Annotated in this window: 15 protein-coding genes; 7 read left to right on the forward strand and 8 right to left on the reverse strand. The window is 72.9% G+C overall.

The genetic code is table 11. The features are described 5' to 3' along the window. Nucleotides 1–84 precede the first annotated feature (84 nt). On the reverse strand, nucleotides 85–1,149 hold the full coding sequence (locus ACIGWZ_RS28485; RefSeq protein WP_400069543.1) for an aldo/keto reductase: 1,065 nt from the start codon (nucleotides 1,147–1,149) through the stop codon (nucleotides 85–87). Nucleotides 1,150–1,440: 291 nt separating this feature from the next. Between ACIGWZ_RS28485 and ACIGWZ_RS28490 the strand changes: the two genes are divergently transcribed. The 4 genes from ACIGWZ_RS28490 to ACIGWZ_RS28505 all read left to right on the forward strand — a co-directional run bounded on the left by ACIGWZ_RS28490 (nucleotide 1,441) and on the right by ACIGWZ_RS28505 (nucleotide 4,028). Continuing rightward, complete coding sequence (locus ACIGWZ_RS28490) at nucleotides 1,441–1,773, forward strand: hypothetical protein (protein ID WP_400069545.1); 333 nt, start codon at nucleotides 1,441–1,443, stop codon at nucleotides 1,771–1,773. Nucleotides 1,774–1,878: 105 nt separating this feature from the next. Then, nucleotides 1,879–2,226 carry a DUF4288 domain-containing protein gene (locus ACIGWZ_RS28495; protein ID WP_400069547.1) on the forward strand — a complete coding sequence of 116 codons (348 nt, stop codon included), beginning with the start codon at nucleotides 1,879–1,881 and terminating at the stop codon, nucleotides 2,224–2,226. A gap of 237 nt (nucleotides 2,227–2,463) precedes the next feature. Next, nucleotides 2,464–3,267, forward strand: coding sequence for an ABC transporter permease (locus ACIGWZ_RS28500; RefSeq protein WP_400069549.1), 804 nt, complete (start codon nucleotides 2,464–2,466; stop codon nucleotides 3,265–3,267). A 2-nt stretch (nucleotides 3,268–3,269) separates the two neighbouring features. Beyond that, nucleotides 3,270–4,028: an ABC transporter ATP-binding protein gene (locus tag ACIGWZ_RS28505; RefSeq protein ID WP_400069551.1), complete on the forward strand. Its 759-nt coding sequence runs from the start codon at nucleotides 3,270–3,272 to the stop codon at nucleotides 4,026–4,028. Between the two features lie 118 nt (nucleotides 4,029–4,146). Here the strand turns inward: ACIGWZ_RS28505 and ACIGWZ_RS28510 are convergent, their stop codons facing one another. The 7 genes from ACIGWZ_RS28510 to ACIGWZ_RS28540 all read right to left on the reverse strand — a co-directional run bounded on the left by ACIGWZ_RS28510 (nucleotide 4,147) and on the right by ACIGWZ_RS28540 (nucleotide 9,567). Then, nucleotides 4,147–5,058 (reverse strand): hypothetical protein, encoded by a 912-nt coding sequence (locus ACIGWZ_RS28510; RefSeq protein ID WP_400069553.1) that lies wholly within the window; start codon nucleotides 5,056–5,058, stop codon nucleotides 4,147–4,149. A gap of 67 nt (nucleotides 5,059–5,125) precedes the next feature. Beyond that, complete coding sequence (locus ACIGWZ_RS28515) at nucleotides 5,126–5,536, reverse strand: DUF2511 domain-containing protein (RefSeq protein WP_400069555.1); 411 nt, start codon at nucleotides 5,534–5,536, stop codon at nucleotides 5,126–5,128. Then, nucleotides 5,533–6,501 carry an ATP-binding cassette domain-containing protein gene (locus tag ACIGWZ_RS28520; protein ID WP_400069557.1) on the reverse strand — a complete coding sequence of 323 codons (969 nt, stop codon included), beginning with the start codon at nucleotides 6,499–6,501 and terminating at the stop codon, nucleotides 5,533–5,535. Before ACIGWZ_RS28520 ends, ACIGWZ_RS28515 begins: the two co-directional genes overlap by 4 nt. Then, the gene (locus tag ACIGWZ_RS28525) at nucleotides 6,498–7,292 is read right to left on the reverse strand and encodes a hypothetical protein (RefSeq protein WP_400069560.1); all 795 of its coding nucleotides are present in this window, start codon (nucleotides 7,290–7,292) and stop codon (nucleotides 6,498–6,500) included. The genes ACIGWZ_RS28520 and ACIGWZ_RS28525 overlap by 4 nt, the downstream gene beginning before the upstream one ends. Then, nucleotides 7,292–7,933: a hypothetical protein gene (locus ACIGWZ_RS28530; RefSeq protein ID WP_400069561.1), complete on the reverse strand. Its 642-nt coding sequence runs from the start codon at nucleotides 7,931–7,933 to the stop codon at nucleotides 7,292–7,294. Before ACIGWZ_RS28530 ends, ACIGWZ_RS28525 begins: the two co-directional genes overlap by 1 nt. Before the next feature lie 159 nt (nucleotides 7,934–8,092). Beyond that, nucleotides 8,093–9,013 (reverse strand): hypothetical protein, encoded by a 921-nt coding sequence (locus tag ACIGWZ_RS28535; protein ID WP_400069563.1) that lies wholly within the window; start codon nucleotides 9,011–9,013, stop codon nucleotides 8,093–8,095. Then, nucleotides 9,010–9,567: an RNA polymerase sigma factor gene (locus ACIGWZ_RS28540; protein WP_400069565.1), complete on the reverse strand. Its 558-nt coding sequence runs from the start codon at nucleotides 9,565–9,567 to the stop codon at nucleotides 9,010–9,012. The genes ACIGWZ_RS28535 and ACIGWZ_RS28540 overlap by 4 nt, the downstream gene beginning before the upstream one ends. Nucleotides 9,568–9,842: 275 nt before the next feature. Between ACIGWZ_RS28540 and ACIGWZ_RS28545 the strand changes: the two genes are divergently transcribed. The 3 genes from ACIGWZ_RS28545 to ACIGWZ_RS28555 all read left to right on the forward strand — a co-directional run bounded on the left by ACIGWZ_RS28545 (nucleotide 9,843) and on the right by ACIGWZ_RS28555 (nucleotide 14,742). Then, the gene (locus ACIGWZ_RS28545) at nucleotides 9,843–10,010 is read left to right on the forward strand and encodes a gallidermin/nisin family lantibiotic (RefSeq protein ID WP_400069567.1); all 168 of its coding nucleotides are present in this window, start codon (nucleotides 9,843–9,845) and stop codon (nucleotides 10,008–10,010) included. Nucleotides 10,011–10,183: 173 nt separating this feature from the next. Beyond that, nucleotides 10,184–13,393 (forward strand): lantibiotic dehydratase, encoded by a 3,210-nt coding sequence (locus ACIGWZ_RS28550; protein WP_400069569.1) that lies wholly within the window; start codon nucleotides 10,184–10,186, stop codon nucleotides 13,391–13,393. After that, nucleotides 13,390–14,742: a lanthionine synthetase C family protein gene (locus tag ACIGWZ_RS28555; RefSeq protein WP_400069571.1), complete on the forward strand. Its 1,353-nt coding sequence runs from the start codon at nucleotides 13,390–13,392 to the stop codon at nucleotides 14,740–14,742. The genes ACIGWZ_RS28550 and ACIGWZ_RS28555 overlap by 4 nt, the downstream gene beginning before the upstream one ends. Nucleotides 14,743–14,752 lie beyond the last annotated feature (10 nt).

The following is a 14,752-nucleotide window of genomic DNA, read 5'->3' on the forward strand; positions in this document are numbered from 1 at the left end:
ACGTGCGCGACGTACCCGGTCGGATCCTCCTGGGGCCGGTCCGGTGGATCATGGCCAGGCCCGCGACCGGAGCTGACCGGCCGCCTACCGGATCCCCTTCGTCGTACGCCGATACGTGGACCGCCGGTCATCGATGTCGGCCCGGCGATCGCCGTACACCGTCTGCTGGACCTGCTCGTCGCGCAGGAACTCGTGCGGGAAGCCGAGCGGTACGGCGCTCACCGCGTCGAGCCGGGCCAGGGCATCGGCGTCGAGCTCCACGTCCACGGCGGCGAGGTTGTCGGCGAGCTGGGATTCCTTGGTGGCGCCCACGATCGGGATGACGGTGCCGGGGCGGCCGCGCAGCCAGGCCAGCGCGACCTGGGCCGGGCTCCAGCCGCCCTGCTCGGCGATCTCCAGAACGGCGGTGAGGGTCGCTTCCTCGTCGTGGCTGCCGCCGCGGTAGGCGCCGTCGACGGTCAGCCGGCCCGTCCCGCCCTGCCGGTACTTGCCGGTGAGCTTGCCGCCCGCGAGCGGGCTCCATGCCAGCACCGCCTGGTCGAAGGCGTATGCCTGGGGAAGGAGTTCACGCTCCGGGGTGCGCTCCAGCAGGTTGTAGCGCAGCTGTGAGCCGGCGAAGGAGGTCCAGCCGCGGAGTTCGGCGAGGGTGCCGGCCTGCGCGATCTCCCAGGCGGGCCAGTCGGAGACGCCGAGGTAGAGCACCTTTCCGGCGCGTACGAGGTCGTCCAGCGCCCGCATGGTTTCCTCGACCGGGGTGAAGTTGTCGCGGGCGTGCACCCACAGGATGTCGAGGTAGTCGGTGCGCAGCCGGCCGAGGCTGGCCTCCACCGACTGGACGAGGTTCTTGCGGTGATTGCCGGCCGAGTTCACATCGCCCGTGCGGGTCGCGCAAGTGAACTTGGTCGCCAGGACGAGCCGCTCCCGCCGGCCGCCCAGCAGTTCACCGAGAAGCGTCTCCGAACGGCCACCGGTGTAGATGTTGGCGGTGTCGATGAAGTTGCCGCCCGCGTCCGTATAGGCGTCGACGATGCGGGCGCCGGCCTCCTTGGCGACGCCCCAGTCCCCTTCCTCGCCTCCGCCGAAGGTCATGGCCCCCAGGCACATCTCGCTCACCCGCAGGCCGGTCCTGCCGAACAGTGTGTAGCGCACCGCATTCCCCTTCGTCGGCTGGTGTCCCGATCGCATACCGTCGCATCACCTGGCAGTTCCGGTGTCGATCGGTGTCGATCGCGTAGCAGACGCTAGGCGCTGGAGCGGGCTCCCACGCAAGTACGGGCTTGCGGGGCGGCGCGCCTGACAGCTGACTGCCAACCTCTCTGCCAACGCCGCTGCCCGGCCGGATGAGGTGCAAGGGTCGTTGCCAGCGCCGGGTCGCCGGGTCTCCCCCGTGGCTCGGGCGGTCCGGTGCTTCAGTCAGCACCACGCTCTGGGAGGAAGACCATGAAGACGCTGCGCCGTGCGTTCATCGCCGGAGTCCTGACCCTCGCCCTGGGCGGCCTGGTCGCCCCCGGCGCCTCCGCCCTCGCCCCGGCCGGTGCCGCGGACGTCCGGGCCACGACGGTGTCGGCCGCGCTGAGCTGCCGCGCCGCCGACAACCACGACGAGATCGCCGCGAAGTTCATCTCCCGCTGCAAGAAGGGCTCCATCCGCAGGGAGTTCCCCACCGACCGGCTGTCCCGTTCGCTCGGCCAGATCTACGCCGGCAAGCAGGCGGGCGACCAGGACGACGTCAAGGCGTGGAAGCTGCTGAACGACCGCCGGTTCGACAAGTGAGCAACGGGTGAGCGGCAGCTGAGCGACGGAGGAGAAATCCACGGATCGTGGGGAACAGGTAATTCCGACCCTACGAGCCGACACCGACCGGGCAAGGAGTCCGCCATGACCGGCATGACAGCCAGGACCGTTCCCCATGTGGCGATTGTGCTGATGGAGGCACGCTCCGATGCGGCGGACCGACCGCCGCTGTTCCAGGAGAACTTCCTGCTGGTGCACGCGCCGGACGAGAAGGCCGCGCGGGAGCGGGTGGAGCACTGGGCCCAGCGGGCCGGGACGAGCTACCGGAACGAGCAGGGCGAGACCCTCACCTGGCGGCTGCGCACCATCGTCGACGTCAAGGAGGCCGAGGACACCGACCTGACCCGGGACGCCGATCTCTACACCCGGCACTTCCGGGACTACGCGTCCTACGAACGGTTCGAACCGCTGCTCTCCGGTGAGGAGATCTGAGCCCGGCCGCCCCCCGTCTGCCTCACGCGTCTCACCCAAGTGGCCCGTCCCGTCTTGCCGGGGCGGGCCGCTTCGCGTAGGCGGATGCGCTTCTCCCGGCTCGCGGCTCCCGGCTTCCGGCTCCCGGCTCCCGGCTCCCGGCTCGCGTCGGCGGGATCTCCCGCAGCGCCCGGTGAACCGAGTCGCCGTCCGCCGCTACGTACAGGGCGTAACCGGATGCCATCTGTGGGAGAACGCATGACACACGACACCCTCGCCCCGCCTCTCGCGGGAAAACGCGACAACCCCTCGCTCGTCACGGTGCTGGGCACCGAGCTCGCCCGGAACCGCCGGGGGTTCGTGCCCTGGTACCACCTCCTCGCGCCGGTCATCATCACCGTCCCGCTCTTCCTGGGGTCGCTCGGCTCCTCCGAGGCCAAGGCCGGCCAGACGTTCGAGGTGTTCCGCAATGTGACGCTGGAGTTCTGGGGCGTGCTGGTGCCGATGACGGCGGGACTGGCCGCGGCGCTGTCGGTCCGCGCCGACCAGGACGCCTGGCGGCTGCTGCTGTCGTACGGCGTGCCGCGCGGGCGCTATTTCGTCGGCAAGGTGGCCGCGCTGGGCGTGCTCGGCTTCCTCTCGTCCACGGTCCTGCTGGTGATGCTGTCGCTCGGCGCGATGCTCAGCGGCACGTTCCCCGACGCCATGGGCACGGTCGTCGCCGCGGTCTATCTGCCGTGGCTGGTGGGGCTGTCCATGACCGCGCTGGCGGTGCTGGTCGCGGTGATGTGGGGGATGGGGCCCAGCATCGGGGTGGGCGTGGCGGGCCTGCTGTCCGGTGCACTGATCTCGGACAAGGTCTTCTGGTACGCGGTGCCGTTCGCCTGGCCGATGCGGGTGGTGCTGCCGCTGGCCGGGATCGGGCCCAACGGCGTACCGCTGCCGAAGGACAGTCCGGTCACCGACCCGTCGGCCATCCCTCTGGCCATCGGTCTCGCCGCCGTGCTGACGGCGATCCTGCTGATCATCGGCAGCCTGCACATGAGCCGTAAGGAGATCTGACCATGACCGCGACGACACCGGGGTTCTCCGGACTGCCGATGGACCGCACGCCGACGGCCCTCAGGATCCGTGAGCTGCACAAGCACTACGGCACGCACCGCGCCCTGGACGGCGTGGATCTGACGGTCCGGGTCGGAGAGGTCTACGGCCTGCTCGGGCCGAACGGCGCCGGCAAGACGACCTTGATGAAGGCGCTGCTGGGACTGCAGCGGCCGACCTCGGGCACGATCGAGATCTTCGACCGGCCGGTGGGGCGGCAGTCGCTGGCGGATGTCGGCGCGCTGATCGAAGTGCCGGGACTGTGGCCGACGTTGACGGGCGAGGAAACGCTGCGGGTGCACGCCAAGCTGCGCGGGGTGCCGCAGGAGTGGATCGAACCGGCGCTGCAGTTGGTGAAGATGACCGATGCGCGCAGCCGGAAGGTCGGGGCGTACTCCCTCGGGATGCGCTGGCGGCTGGGGATCGCCGTGGCGCTGCTGGCCAAGCCGCGGCTGATCGTGCTGGACGAGCCCACCAACGGCCTGGACCCGGTGGGTATCCGCGAGATGCGCGGGATCATCCGCTCGCTGGCCGGGGAGGGCGTGGCCGTACTGATCGCCAGTCATCAGCTCGCGGAGGTCGCCCAGGTCTGCGATCGGGTGCAGGTGCTGGTGGCCGGGCGCACCCGCTTCGAGGGGCCGCTGTCGGGGCTGGCCCTCGACGGGGATGTGGAGGCCGGTTTCTTCCGGCTGCTGGAGACCGCGGACGCGGGGATCCGCTGATGCGGGGAGGCACGGCGGCGAACGGCCGGCGGTCCCGGTGGCAGGCGGCCACCGGGACCGCCCGGACGGCCTCCGGCCGGACCGTGGACGGCTCTTCCGCCGGCAGGTGCAGGGACGGTCAGCTGGCGTGCGCGGGCACGGGAGGTGCCAGGCCCCACCCGGCGGCCAGTGAGAGCAGCTCGGCCCGACCGGTGACGCCGAGGTCGTCGTAGAGACGTCGGATACGGCGGTACATGGACCGCTCGGAACAGTAATGGCGCCGTGCGATCTCCGACACGGTCGCCGAGGTACAAAGCACCTGAAGCAGTTCCCGGTCGCAGTCGGGCAGCGCGGGCGGCGGCGGACGGTGCGGAGCCCGCGGGTCGTGCGGCGGTGGGGGTGTGCGGCGCTGACCGGTTACGGAGGCCGGATCGGGGAGGGCGCCCCGCGCCGGCACGGAGGGTGTGACGAGCGGCGACGGTGCCCTGGTCACCGGGTCGGCCAGGGCGGGCGCCGGGAGCCGTAACCCGCGCGCCGTACCGCCCGCTGCGTGGTGGGAATCCCAGCCGGTGTGGCCGCTGTCGTCCGCACCCAGAGGGCCGCGGTGGTCGCCCGGGACGGAGCGGAGCCAGGTGCCGGAGCCGTCGACGGAGCTTGCGACGCGGTGCGCCCGGCACTGCGCGTACAGCATGTCGGTCTGGCGTTCCCCGGGGATGGCGAGGTTGAGCACAAAGTTCGCACCGCAGCGGATGGCGAAGTACGTCTGATGGCCCGAGACATCGTTGGTGACGGCGACGAGCAGCGCGAGGGGATGGCGGACCCGTACGACGCGTAGCCCCTCGGCCTGGAATTCGCTGGTGACCGGCATCAGGACCGGGAGGTCGAGGGCGATGCCGGGGGCGGTCAGATCCGCGTCCTCGACGAAGTCGACGCGGTCCAGGCCTGGGCGGAGACCGCTGAGCGGGGAGTGTGGCGACTCGAACTGGGCTCGGAGGCCGGACTGGGCCAGGATATGCAGCCCGGTGGCGGACGAGGCGTGCTGATGCTGCATGGTGTTGCCCCCGTTTGGTGCGTTCGTGCGGCGTTCCTTTGGTGGTGCGTGGGCCGGCCGGCTCGGGTCAGTGGGCGGCGCGGCAGAGCTTGAGGGTCTTGCTGAGCAGGGAGCCGAGGCTCACCTTGTCGCCGTCGTCACCGGAGGCGCGCATCGGGTCGATGTCACGGTATCCGGCATTACGGGCACGGTCGTTGAGAGCGTAGGTGGTGCCGTCGGGCGCGGTGAAGACCGCCTGATTGTCCTTACGGCATTCGGCAGTTCCGTGGTCGACCTTGAGCGGCCAGGTGTAGCCGAGGTTCTTCTCGCTCATCTTCTGCTTGCCTGAGGTCGGGCTGGGCAGCGGTACGGGGTCCGTGGTGTGCGGTGCGCTGCGGCCGCCGCCCCCGCAGGCGGTCAGGCCCAGCAAGGCCAGTCCGGCCAGGGCGGAGGCCACGGCGGACCGGGTCTGCCGGGCACGACGGGTGTATGCGCTCATGTGTTGGCTACCTCGCTGTCGGAGCTGCTGGAACCGCTCGAACCGCCGGAGCGGTCGGGCCTGCTGTCGGAATGTGAAGAATTGGCGAGTCCTGGCGCGTGGGTCCTTCCGTCGGCGCACAGGAGCGCGGCGTAGCCGTCTTCGAGCGACGGCTCGACCGGGCGCGCCCCCTCGGGCGGACGGGTGGTGACGATGCGGTACTCGGGCCCCTCGGCGGTGGTCACCGCGCTCACCACCTCCGCACCGGGCGGCGGTCCGGCCGCCTTGACCGCGTAGGTGCATCCCGCGGCCTGGCTGACCAGCGCGGCGGTGGTGTCGTGGAAGACCAGCCGGCCGGTGGTGAGGACGGCCACTTCCGGGCAGGTCTGGGCGACGTCGTCGAGGATGTGGGTGGACAGCAGGACCGTACGGCCACCGCCGAGCCCGGCCAGCAGGGTGCGGAAGCGCATCCGTTCGTGCGGGTCGAGTCCGGTGGTCGGCTCGTCGACGATCAGTACGGACGGGTCGCCCATCAGCGCCTGGGCGATGCCGACCCGGCGCTTCATCCCGCCGGAGAACCCGGCCAGCCGCTCGTCCGCGCGGTCCTCCAGACCCACCTCGGCGATCTTGGCTTCGACCTGGGCGCGGCGGGTGCGCTTGTCGCGGATGCCCTTGAGGACTCCGATGTAGGCGAGAAATTCACGGGTCGTCAGGTCGGGGTAGAGGGAGAGCTCCTGCGGGAGGTAGCCGAGGGTGCGTTTGACGGCGGTGAGGCCGTGGCTGGTGGACAGATCATGGCCGGCGACGGTCACCCGCCCGGAGGTGGGCCGCAGTACGCCGGTGAGGATGCGGAGCAGCGTGGTCTTCCCCGCGCCGTTGGCGCCCAGCAGTCCGACGGTGCCTCGGTCGATGTGGAGATCGACGGCGTCCAGCGCGCGGCGGCCGCCGGGATGGACCTTCGTCAGCCGTTCAGTGGTGATGTTCATGATGCTCCGTGTCGGCGTAGTCGGGCGACGAGATGACCGAGGGCGTAGCAGGCCGCGGCCATGGCCAGGACGAGGGCGAGGTTCAGCAGGGCGGTGGCGTCGGTGACTTCGGGGCGCAGCGGGCCGGTGCCCTGGCGGTTGGCCCAGATCTCGGGGGCGTGTGCCCAGGCGGCCAGCGGATAGCCGCCGAGCGGGGAGAGGACCGTGCCGGTGGCGGTGGGCAGCGGGGAGAACCGCGGCGGGAAGTGCAGGGCCCACAGCCACACCACGACCGTGACGGCACGCGCCGCGGCGACCGGCATCAGCACACCGAGCAGCCCGGCGAACGCGGTCACCAGGAGCGCGGCGGGCAGAACGGCCACCGCCAGGGCAATCACCGTCGAGGCGATCGGGGCGGCGGAGCCGGCGGTCACGGAGATCACCGTTCCGTAGAGGAGGAAGAGGGCGACGACCGGCGCCAGGGCGGTGAGCAGCGGCCCGATCAGCGTCCCGGTCGTGCGTGCCAGCAGTCCGGCGGGGGTGGCGGTCAGCAGCTCGGGCATGCCGCGCGCCTCGAGGGAGCGGCGCAGCCGGTCGGTGAGCGCGAGGCCCACGCCCAGGGTGCACAGGGTGTTGACCAGCACCGCGGCCGCGCCGCATCGGGCCGCCGGGTCGCTGTGGCCGGTGACGACGGGTGAGGTGGCGGCGAGCAGCAGGCTCAGCAGGGCCAGGGGGAGGACGGCGGCCCATACGGCCTTGCGGCGAACGGCCATCAGGGCTTCGTAGCGCAGGGTCACGATCAGGGCGGTCATCAGGCCTCCCCGGGGCCGAAGCCGGGGCCGGTGGCGCGGCCGAGCCGAGCGCCCTGGTGGCCGCCGGGCCGGAGGGCGCGCAGCGCCAGCGCGGTCAGCCAGCCGCCGGCCAGCAACGCGGGCACCGCCTGCGCGGCCCCTTCCGGCACCACCCGGTCGATCAGCAGGAGTTTGGCCAGGACGGCGGCGACGACCAGCCCGGTGGCGGACGCGGCCGAGCCGAACCGTACCGTCGCCCAGACCGCGCAGCCCCCGAGCAGGACGGTCAGCCCGGCCAGCTCGACGAGGGTGACGGCGAGGTCGAGGCGGTAGCCGGTGGCCGCCAGCATGCAGGTCATGGCGAGGCCGGCCGCGGCGGTGACGGCGGCGGGCCAGGTCAGACGGCGGGCGACGGTGCGCGCGTAGGCGGTGGGCAGCGACAGATGAAGCTCCGTCATCGGCTCCCGGGCGATCACGGCCGCGCAGGCCAGGGCCGCGGCGGTGGGCGGCGCACACGTCACCAGCGCGCGGCCGAGCAGCATGCCGTCGCCGGTGCGCGCGGCCATCGCCCCGTATGCCAGGAGGGCCGCCAGCAGCGGCAGGACATATGCCTGCCGTCCGCAGCGGCGGACCTCGTGGGGCCACCAAGTCGCAGCAGTCATTGCGCCCTTCCTCCCATGTGATCCCGCGGAATGCAGGCGGTACGGACCGTACGTAGCATCTCGGCCCGGTGCGGTTCACGGGTGGCCGGAGCCGCGCTTCCCGCACGTCCGGAGCCGCGCTTGTGGGGGCGGAAGCGCGCAACGGAGCGTGCGGTCCGGCTAGTCCGAGGGCGCCGGCCCCCCGGCCCGCCGCATGGCCATGGCGGCCCAGGTGAGGAGCGCGAAGGCCAGCAGCAGCGTCCAAGGCGTGGTCGACAGCAGGCCGCCCATCAGGTTCTGGAAGGGCGTGGTGAACATGCCCTGGGGGCCGCTGAGCAGGCCGACGAGCCAGAGTGCGCCGCCGGCGGCCGCGCCCACGGCGGGGGCGAACCGTACGGACAGGGCGAGGGCGAGGGACGCGGCGAGCAACGACTCTCCCAGCCAGCTCGCGACCACCGTCCGCCAGGCCGGCCCGTCCACCAGCGCCGAACAGGCCAGGGCAAGCGCCACATCGACGCAGAGCACCACCGTCAGCCGGGCCAGGAACACCGCCGCGGGCGGCACCGGCAGGGTGAACAGCAGCTCGCGCCGGGGGTCCCGGCGCGGCGAGGCCACCAGCAGCGCGCCGAACAGCATCAGCAGGACCACGACGCCCCCGAACACCCGCAGCGCGAGCCGTTCCTGGGTGAACGTCGAGGCCAGCAGCGCGGCGCCGACGATGCCGACGGCGCTCAGCGGCGCCCAGATCCGGGGCAGCAGCGTGGCCTGCCGCAGCGCGAGCAGCCCGGCCAGCCGCCAGGGCTGGTCGAAGCCGTGGGAGGCGAAGCGGCGGGCGGGCCGCGCCACCGCCTCGGTCTCCATGGCGGGCTCCGCCCCGTGCGGGCCGGCTTCCGCCAGCGCGGGCCCGAGGAGGACGTCGAAGGACGGGACCGCAACGGTCCGTTCCACCGCATCCGTCCGGGCCGCCTCGCCGATGCCCTGCCACACTGCCATCCGCGTACGGCAGTCGAGGCAGTCGTCGAGGTGTTGCTGGTGCTGCGCGGGGATCGCGCCGGGCCGGGAGAGACGCGCCAGGGCGTCGTCCGCGAGGTGAGGTGTCATCGTCGTCCCGTTCCTTCCAGCCGCGTGGCGGCGAGCATCTTGCCCAGCCGCCGTCGCGCATGGGACATCCGGCTCTTGACGGTGCCCACCGGGATGGCGAGCACGGTGGCCACTTCCGGGTAGGCCAGGTCCTCGACCAGCACCAGAGCAAGGACCTCGCGCAGATGTTCGGGAAGCGCCCGCACGGCTGTCAACAGCGCCGTGCGGTCGGCGTCCTGCACGATCTGGTCCTCGACGCTCGGTGCGGGGTCCGGCACGTCGTGCGCCTCGGTGAGATCCGCCAGTTGCGGCCGCAGTTTCCGGAGCTGGTTGTGGGCCTGTCGTCGTGCCACGCCCAGCAGCCAGCCCCGTACGGAGGACTCACCGCGGAAGCCGCCCGCGGAGCGCCACACGGCCAGCCATGACTCCTGCAAGAGTTCCTCCGCGACTCCCTGATCCGAGGTGAGTCTGCGGATGAGGCGGAGCATGGCGGCCGCATGCCTGTCGTAAAGGGCCCGCAGGGCGGCCTGGTCGCCGCGGGCGACCGCGGTCAGCAAAGCTTCGTCCGAACACACACCATGTACGTATCCCGGAATCCGCGAGCGGTTCACGGATTCACCGGATTGATCTGATGTCCGAAGCGCATCCCGGGCGTGCGGGCCGGATTCCGCTGCCGTGCCGGCCGGATCTCCGCCGCAACTGCCGCGCTCCCGCCGTTCTGCCGCGGAACTGCCAAGACTGCCAAGACCGACCAGATCGGTTGAAGGGCCCCGAATGACCGTGATTGCGTGAAGCCCGGATCGCGATCCATGAACATCCACCCGTCCATGTGATTTCAACGGAGGACACGATGGGAATCAACGGACCCGCCCAGACGCAGGACGACGGCCTGTTCGACCTCGACCTGGAGATCGGCGTGGAGAAGTCCGTCGCCGGCCCGGCCATCACGAGCATCTCCTACTGCACCCCCGGGTGCACCAGCGACGGCGGCGGCTCCGGCTGCAGCCACTGCTGCTGACAGCACCGGCCGGTGGGGCGGGCGCTCGCCCGGCCCACCGGCCGTTCCCGCCGCACACGGAGGCCGTACCGGAAGCGACGCAGCGGCGGGCGGACGAGCAGCGGCAGGCGCAGGGGCGGTGCCAGGGCCCACGGGCGGCGCCAGTCCCAGGGGCAGCGAGACAAGGGGGAGCCATGGGGGGAACACCGACACCGCACGCGCCGTTCGCGGCGCGGGAACTCTTTCTGCTGCGCGCGCCGTTGGCACCGGACGCCTCCGGCCTCCCTCTCCCCGATACGGGCGGCCCTCAGGACCTCGACGCCTGTGCCGCGCTCCTCGCCTCGGTCGATGACGACCCCGTGCTGAGCGAGGCGCTCGCTCTCGCCTCCCCCAGCCTCAGTGCCCTGGTCCGCCGGGTCACCGAGCGCGGCAGGGCCGGGATCAAGGCAGGTCAGCTGCGCCGCGCCGCCCTCGCCGTGCTCCGTTACGACATCCGGATGCGGACCCGGCCCACCCCGTTCGGCCTGTTCGCGGGGGTGGCGACGGGTGGTTTCGACGCCGCCGCCAAGGTGACGCGCGGCCGCGCGCACCGCACCCGTACGCACGCCGATATGCAGTGGCTGACCAGGATCGGCCATCGTCTCGAACGCGATCCGGCCGTGCTCGGTGCGCTCGCGGTGCAGGCCCATCAGGCCCTGGTGCAGGCCGGGGACCGGCTGGTGCTCGTCTCGCCCTCCACCCTGGGCGTCGCTCCGTCCGGGAGCGGCGAGGGGCGTTCTTCGGTGTCCGTACGCAGGACGCCGGTCGTGGCGCGGGCGGTGGCCGAGGCGGCCGGACCGCTGCCGTACGAGGAGTTGGTCCGGCGTATCGCCGCGGCGTTCCCGTCGGCCCCGGTGGAGCGGGTCCGTGCTCTGCTCGCGGAGCTCGTGCGGCAGGAGGTCCTGGTCACCGGCCTGCGCCCGCCGCTGGACGGCGGCGACCCGCTGCGGCATGTCCTCGGGCTGCTGGCCGAGGTTACCGGGCCCGGTGCGGAGACCCGCCGGATCCACGAGGGGCTGCTGGCCGTCGACCGCGAGCGGCGGGCGTATGACGCGCGGCCCGTCGGCGAGGGCCGCGCGGCGCTGCGTCGGCTCCTGGAGACGGCCCGGTCCCTCGAACCGGACGACACGCCCCTGCACATCGACACCCGCCTGGACACGGAGCTGCATCTGCCGCATGCGGTGCGCGAGGTGATCGAGGCGGCGGCCGGTGTGATGTGGCGGCTCTCCCGTCCCAAGCTCGGGCTGTTCGCACTGCGGGACTACCACCGCCGTTTCCTCGACGCCTACGGGGCCGACCGCCTGGTTCCGATTCTTCAACTCCTGGACGAATCAACGGGGTTGGGGGCACCGGCGGGTTATGGCTGGCCCAACAGCGAGGCGGCGCCGGTGCCGCCCGACGATCCGCGCACGGCCCGGCGCGATCGCGCGATGGCCCGGCTGGCGGCCGCCGCGCAGCGCTCCGGGCGGCGTGAGGTGCTCCTCCAGGACGCGGACCTGGCGGAACTGTGCCATGACACCGCCGACCTCGCGGACCTGCCCAGCTGCTGCGAGGTGACGGTGCAGGTCGTCGCCCCGTCGACGGACGCGCTGTCCGACGGGGACTTCCGGGTGTTCCTCTCGCCGTCGCCCGGCTCGCACCGGGCGGGCGCCACGTTCGCCCGGTTCGCCGACCTCCATCCCGGCTGGCGGGCGGCGTTCGCCGCGCTGCACGGCGACAACCCGGTGCACGTCGAGGGTGCCGTCCCGGTCGATCTCGCGTTCCGGCCCCGTTCCGGGCGGGCGGCCAACCTCGCGCACACCGCCCCGGCCACCGGCCGGCGGATCGGTGTCGGGGTGCCCGATGCCCCCGGAGTCGAGGAGCTGCGGCTGTCGGAGATCGGTATCGGTGCCACGCTGGACCGCCTGACGGCCGTTCACGTCCCCACCGGACGCGAAGTGGTGCCCGTCCTCGGCAACATGGTCAGCGCGCCCGCCCAGGCCCCCAACGCCATCCGTCTGTTGTGGGAGATCGGGCTCGAGGGCCAGCGGCTGTGGGAGCCGTGGAACTGGGGGCCGCTCGCGGATGCGCCGTTCGTTCCGCGGGTGCGGCACGGCCGGTTCGTGCTGGCCCCCGCCGTCTGGCGGCCGGACGGGATCCGTGCGGCCGCCGAGCGGATCCGTACGGCGGGCGGCGCGCGCGAGGCCGACTGGGCGCGGGCGGTCGCGGACTGGCGGACCGCCTGGGACGTGCCGCGCCGGATCCTCGCCGTCACCGCCGACCAGCGTCTGCTGCTCGACCTGGAGAACGTCTGGCATCGCGAGCTGCTCCTCGACCAGGTGCTACGGCATCCCGATCTGATCGCGCAGGAGGTCCCGGGGGAGCACGAGGGCGGGTCGGCCGGTCCGCTCGCCGGGCATGTCTCGGAGCTGGTCGTGCCGTTGGTCCGCCGGGAGACGGGTGCCCCGCGTCGTCGGCCGTACGCCGGTCGCCTCCTGGCCGAACGCACGGTGCACGGCCTCGGCGGCGACTGGCTCTACCTCAAACTGCACGGTGCCGCCCGCGCGCAGGACGACCTGTTACGCGACCGCCTCCCCCAACTGATCGACAGAGCAACCGAGTTGGGGTCGGACGACTGGTTCTTCCTCCGCTACACGGACGACGCCGGGCATCATCTGCGGCTGCGGCTGCACGGCGCGGACCCGCGCGCGCTGTGGGGTTCGGTGGCCCCCGAAATCGGCGCGCTGCTGACGGGCTGGCAGCGCGCGGGGCTGCTGCGCGGCCACACCCTGGCGCAGTACGACCCGGAGACCGAGCGCTATGGCGGTCCGGCCGCGCAGCGCCTGGCCGAGCGGGTGTTCCGGTACGACAGCGAGGCCGCGCTCGCGCTGCTCCGCCTGGCCAAGGATCCCGGCAACGCCTTCGGCGTCGACGAGCTGGCCGTCATTTCCTGCGCCGCTCTGGCGCACGCTTTCGGGGCGCCCGCGCCCGGCCATCCGCTGGTCGCCGGCGACTGTGGCGACGACGGGGCCGCGGCCTGGTTGTCGATGACCGGCTCGCGCCGCGATCTGCCCGCCGGGTTCCGCGCGAAGGCCGCCGAGTGGCGCCGCACGGTCGACCCGTACGGCGGCTGGCCCGCCCTCGTCGGGGATCCGGCGGGTGCCCGCGTCCTGGAGGCGCTCCGCCCGCGGGACGAGGCCGTCCGTCAACTGGCCGCTCGGGTACGGGAGTCGGGCGGCACCCCGGAAGGGCGGGTCGTCGGCAGTCTGCTGCACATGGTCTGCAACCGGCTGTTCGGCGGGTCCAGCTCCCGGGAGGCGACCGTGCTGGGCATCGCCCGCGGCGCCGTACAGGACCACCTCAACCGCCGGAGGCACCAGCCGTGACCACAGCCACCCTCACGGAGAGCACCATCGCCCTGGTCGCGGAGCGGCTCGCCGACCCCGAGCACACCGCCGCCGTGGCCTCCCGTGACGACAACCGCGATCCCGTTTACGACGCGGTGATGTGGGGGCCGCTCACGCTCGCCAACGGGCTTCCCGGCACCGCACTCCTCTATGGCGAGCTGGCCCGTACGGACGACACGTGGCGGCCGGTCGCCCACCGCCATCTGGCGGCCGCCGGGCGGGCCATGGCCTCGGCGCCCAGCCGTGGCCTGTTCTCCGGTCCGGCCGCGTTGCTGGCCGCCGCGCAGACCTGCGCCGGGCGCGAGGGGCACTACGCCACGCTGCGGCGGGGGCTGGCCACGTGGGTCGCCGAGGAGCAGACGGAACGGCTGCGGGTGTTCCGCAGCCGCGCCGAGGAGGGCGGCGTGGGCGTCGACTGGGCCGCGTACGACCTGGTCAACGGGTTGTCCGGGACGACCCGCCTGCTCCTGGACTCGGCGGTCGACCCGGTGGAGGGCGGCCCCGCGGTGGAGTCGGCCCTCGCCGCGTCGCTCCGCCACCTCGTCGCGCTGAGCGCGCCGATCCGGGTCGACGGCCACCACGTGCCGGGCTGGTGGGTGCCTCCGGAGCTCCAGGTCAGCGACCGCGACCGGGCGGACCATCCCCGCGGCGACTTCAACCTCGGGATGGCCCACGGCATCAGCGGACCGCTGGCGGTGCTCTGCTCGGCGTACGAAGCGGGCCGCGAGGTGCCCGGGATGTGCGGGGCCATCGAGCGCATCGCCGAGTGGCTGTTGGGCTGGACGCTGTGGGACGAGGCGGGTGCGTACTGGCCCGCCCGTGCGGGCTGGGACGAGGAGGTGGCGGCGCGGCGCCCGGAGGCGATGTTCACCCGTACGGCCTGGTGCTACGGCACGCCGGGGGTGGCCGCCGCCCTGTACCGCGCGGGCATGGCGCTGGGCCGGCCGCGCTGGTGCGAGGCCGCGGTCGACGCGCTGCGCGCCGCGCTCCGCCGGGACGAGTCGCGGTGGGCGATCGAGGGCGCGACGGTCTGCCACGGATATGCGGGTCTGCTGCGCATCGTGGCGCGGGTGGCGGCGGCTTCCGGTAACGACGAACTCCGTGCCGGATGTGCGTGGTTGACGTCCAAGGTGCTGGGGTGCGCCGATGGCGCGGCCCCCTTCGCCTTCCGTCACCTCATGCGTTTTCCGGCGGCCGCCCGCTCGCCCGTGCCGCATCGGGCGGTGAATGTCGCGGGGATGCTGGAGGGCGCCGCGGGTGTGGCCCTGGCGCTGCTGCCGGTCGACGGCGGGCCGCGGCCCTGGGACCGCTGTCTGGGGCTGGCATGAGCTCCCGGCG

It is taken from the genome of Streptomyces sp. NPDC053427, from assembly GCF_044544985.1.
GTDB lineage: Bacteria > Actinomycetota > Actinomycetes > Streptomycetales > Streptomycetaceae > Streptomyces.